Source organism: Spirillospora sp. NPDC049652, assembly GCF_040675125.1.
Classification (GTDB): Bacteria; Actinomycetota; Actinomycetes; order Streptosporangiales; family Streptosporangiaceae; genus Spirillospora.
On sequence record NZ_JBFAOF010000714.1, the window covers coordinates 1 to 3,892 of the forward strand.

Sequence of the window (3,892 nt, forward strand, 5' to 3'; positions counted from 1 at the left end):
GCCGTCCCTGCTGCTGATGGACGAGCCGTTCGGCGCGGTGGACGCCCCAGGGCGCGGGGCGGGCCGAGCGGCTCGTCCAGCGGACGGATCGTGGTCTGCCAGGACGGCGCCGGTTCGACCCCGGTGAGGCGGTCGCGCAGCGTGCCGCCCTCGATCGTCCGCGCCGACAGGTCGAGCAGCGGTTCGAGCGTCTTCATCAGGACGGGGACGCCGCCCGCGCGGTGCAGGTCCTCCAGGTAGCCCGAGCCCGACGGCTTGCAGTCGACCAGCAGCGGAACGCGCCGGGCGATCGCGTCGAAGTCGTCCAGGGTCAGCTCCAGGCCGGTCCGTCCGGCGATGGCGAGCAGGTGGATGATCGCGTTCGTCGATCCGCCGACCGCCATCAGCACGGTGACCGCGTTCGTGAGGCTCGCCCGGCTCAGCAGGGCCGAGGGGCGCAGGCCGTCCCGGGCCGCCGCGACCGCGAGGCGGCCCGCCTTCGTCCCGGCCCGCAGGCGGTCCCCGCTGGCGGCGGGCGCGGTCGCGGTGCCCGCCGGGCTCAGCCCGAGCGCCTCGGTGACGCAGGCCATCGTGGACGCGGTGCCCATCACCATGCAGGTGCCGCCGGTGGTGGCCAGCGCCGACCGCACGTCGGCGATCCGGGCCTCGTCCAGCTCACCAGCCCGGTGCCGCGCCCACATGCCGCGGCAGTCGGTGCACGCACCGAGCCGCTGCCCCTGCCACGAGCTGGTCAGCATCGGGCCGGCGACCACCTCGACCGCCGGGACGTCCGCGGACACCGCCGCCATGAGCTGCGCCGGGACGGTCTTGTCGCACCCGCCGAGGAGCACGACGGCGTCCATCGGCTGCGCCTTGATGAGCTCCTCGGTCTCCATGGCGAGCAGGTTGCGGAACATCATCGAGGTCGGCGACAGCAGGATCTCCGGCAGCGACATCGTCGGGAACACCAGCGGCAGCCCGCCCGCCTCCAGGACGCCGCGCTTGACCGACTCGACCAGCTGCGGCATCTCGCGGTGGCAGGTGGTGTAGTCGCTGCTGGTGTCGGCGATGCCGACGACGGGACGGTCCAGGTCGCCGGCGTCGTACCCGGCCGAGGCGAGGAACGTGCGCCGCAAAAACCTGCTGAACCCCGGGTCGCCGTAGGAGGTGAGGCCGCGGTCGACGCCCTGCACGCGCGCGCCGTCCGCACTGGTCGGGCCGTCCGCACTGGTCGGGCCGTCCGCGCCGGTCCGGCCGGTCCGGGCGGTCACGCGAGGTCTCCGATGCGCATGCTGACGTACTTGGTCACGGTGTAGTCGTCGATCCCCTCGGCGCCGCCCTCGCGGCCGTGGCCGGACTGCTTGACCCCGCCGAACGGGGCCTCCGCCGTGGCGATGGTCAGGTGGTTGACGCCGACCATCCCGACCTCCAGCTCCTCGGACGCGCGGAAGGCGGTGGTCAGGTCGCCGGTGAAGACGAAGCCGGCGAGGCCGTAGGGGGTCGCGTTGGCGACGGCGACGGCCTCGTCGAAGGTCGCGAAGGTGGCGATGGGCGCGATCGGGCCGAAGGGCTCCTCGCGCATCACCCGCATGTCGGTGCTGACCCCGGTGAGGACGGTCGGGGTGAAGTAGTACCCGACCTGGAAGTCCTCGGGTGCGCCGCCGCCGTGCTCGACCCGGGCGCCCCGGGCGACGGCGTCGTCCACGAGGGCGCCGATCGCGTCCCGGCGTGCGGCGGTGGTGAGCGGTCCGACGTCGGTGTCCGGTTCGCGTCCGTCGCCGAGGCGCAGCGCGCGGGTCTCCGCGACGAACGCCTCGGTGAACTCATCCGCGACCGACTCGTGGACCAGGAAGCGGCTGGCGGCGATGCACACCTGGCCGCCGTTGCGGAACTTTCCCCGCGCGCAGATCCCGGCCGCCCGGCGGACGTCGGTGTCGGGGAACACCAGGACGGGCGCGTGCCCGCCGAGCTCCATGGCGGTCTCCTTCATCCCCTGCGCGGCCAGCACGGAGAGCTGGACGCCGACCGGGACCGACCCGGTGAGGGTCACCTTGCGGATCACCTCGGACGCGATGAGGTGCCGGGACACCTCCGCGGGCTCGCCGGTGACGATGTTCAGCACCCCCGCCGGAAGCCCGACCCTGTCCGCGACCTCGGCGAACAGCAGCGTGCTCAGCGGCGCCTCGATCGGCGCCATCACGATGATCGAGCAGCCCGCCGCCAGCGCCGGGGCGATCTTCCGGGCGGTCAGCAGCGACGGGAAGTTCCAGGCGGCGAACGCGGCCACCGGCCCGACCGGCTCCCGCCGGACCAGGATCCGGGTGGACGTGTCGTGCCCCTCGACGCTCCGGCCGTAGACGCGGCGGGCCTCGTCGGCGTACCAGTCGAACTGGTCCGCCGACGCCAGGACCTCGCCGCGCGCCTGCGCCAGGGGCTTGCCCTGCTCAAGGGTCATCACCAGCGCGAAGCGGTCGGCGTCGGCGCGGATGACCTGCGCGAAGCGGCGGAGCAGGTCCGAGCGGTCCCACGCGGACGTCGTCCGCCAGCGCTGGAACCCGGCCGCCGCCGCGGCCAGGGCGTCGTCGAGGTCCGCGGCGGTCGCGAGCGGCACCGCGGTGAGCTCGGTCTCGGTCGCGGGGTTCTCCACGGCCCGGGTGCGGCCGTCCCCGGCCTCCCGCCAGGCTCCGTCGATGAACAGCAGTGGCGGAGGCAGGACGTCCCGAAGGGGCGTGCCGTCCAGCTGGGCGCGGTCGTGGATGCCGGTCAACTCAGAGTCCAATCTCGTGTCGGAGCCGCTGGGTGTCCTCCACCGAGTTGCCGACGTTCCAGCGTCCGTAGGAGGGAAGTCCGCCGGCCGGGTCGTCGCCGAAGTAGACGGGGACGTGGATCAGCGACAGCCCCTCCCGCGCCCGCGCCGTCTCCAGCGCCTCGCGCAGGGACTCGCGGGTGTGACCGCCGTGCAGCGCCGTGACGCCCTCCACCGAGCCGGCCCAGGCGACGTAGTCGACCGCGACGCCGTCGGAGGTGGCGTGGTCGATGCCGTACTGGTCGATCTGGAGGCTGGAGATGGCGGCCATCCGGCGGTTGTCCAGGACGACGACGCAGCCGCTGGCGCCGTGCGCGACCCCGTCGATCAGCACCTGCGGGTTCATGGTGAACGAGCCGTCGCCGGTCACCGCGACGCCGTACCAGGGCTGGTCGCCGATCGCGGTCGCGAGGACGGCGCTGGTCGCGAAGCCCATGTAGCTGGCGCCCGCCTCGGTGAACGACTGGCCGGGCTCCTCCTCGGCCGACATCTGGAACCCGACCGCCTGGACGTCCCCCCGGCGTCGAAGAAGGTGACCGCGTCGGCGCCCTCCGCCCACTCGGCGATCGTCTGGATCGCGGCGGGCTGCGTGAGCACCTCCCGCTCCCACACCGGGTCGTGGAGCGTCGGACGGTCGAGCCTGTCCTGCTTGATCCGCTCCCATTCGCGCCGGGCGTCCTGGCATTCGGCCAGCCAGCCGGACGCCTCGGCTCCCCCGCCGGACTCGGCCAGCTCGGCCCGGACGGCCTCGACGAGCGCGCTCAGGGTCTCCTGGGCGTCGCCGACCAGGGCCGTCGTCTCGTTGTAGTGGGTCGCGGAGTCCAGGTCGGCGTTGATGTTCACCACGTGGCGGACGCGCGGGTACCCGGTCCGCGACGAGTCGGCCTGGCACACCGAGCGGGTCCCGACGGCCAGCAGCAGGTCGGCGTTCTCCATGGCGAAGTTGCCGCTGTGCGAGCCCTTGGTGCCGCCCACCATCATCTGGCGGGGGTGGCTCGCCGGGACGGCTCCGAGGCTGACGGGCGACATGACGAAGACGGCGTCCACGAGGTCGGCGAGCTCCTCCAGCTCCCGGCGGCAGCCCCGGGCGCCGCCGCCGACCTTCAC

General features: G+C 73.7%; 3 protein-coding genes and 1 pseudogene. All 4 read right to left on the reverse strand.

The genetic code is table 11. The annotated features are described in order from the left end of the window. Nucleotides 1-1,250: dihydroxy-acid dehydratase domain-containing protein (locus tag AB0J52_RS31190; RefSeq protein ID WP_500186316.1), on the reverse strand; the 1,250-nt coding region annotated here is incomplete at its 3' end. Further along, nucleotides 1,247-2,758 carry an NAD-dependent succinate-semialdehyde dehydrogenase gene (locus tag AB0J52_RS31195; protein WP_500186317.1) on the reverse strand — a complete coding sequence of 504 codons (1,512 nt, stop codon included), beginning with the start codon at nucleotides 2,756-2,758 and terminating at the stop codon, nucleotides 1,247-1,249. The genes AB0J52_RS31190 and AB0J52_RS31195, both read right to left, overlap by 4 nt. Further along, the gene (locus tag AB0J52_RS31200) at nucleotides 2,748-3,470 is read right to left on the reverse strand and encodes a thiamine pyrophosphate-dependent enzyme (protein ID WP_500186318.1); all 723 of its coding nucleotides are present in this window, start codon (nucleotides 3,468-3,470) and stop codon (nucleotides 2,748-2,750) included. Before AB0J52_RS31200 ends, AB0J52_RS31195 begins: the two co-directional genes overlap by 11 nt. 80 nt (nucleotides 3,471-3,550) lie before the next feature. Beyond that, nucleotides 3,551-3,892 (reverse strand): annotated as a pseudogene (locus tag AB0J52_RS31205) (hypothetical protein); the annotation flags it as partial.

Bases quoted from the DNA above. Each gene is read 5' to 3' on its own strand.
- AB0J52_RS31200 (WP_500186318.1), bottom strand. From the start codon at position 3,470: ATGCCAGGACGCCCGGCGCGAATGGGAGCGGATCAAGCAGGACAGGCT.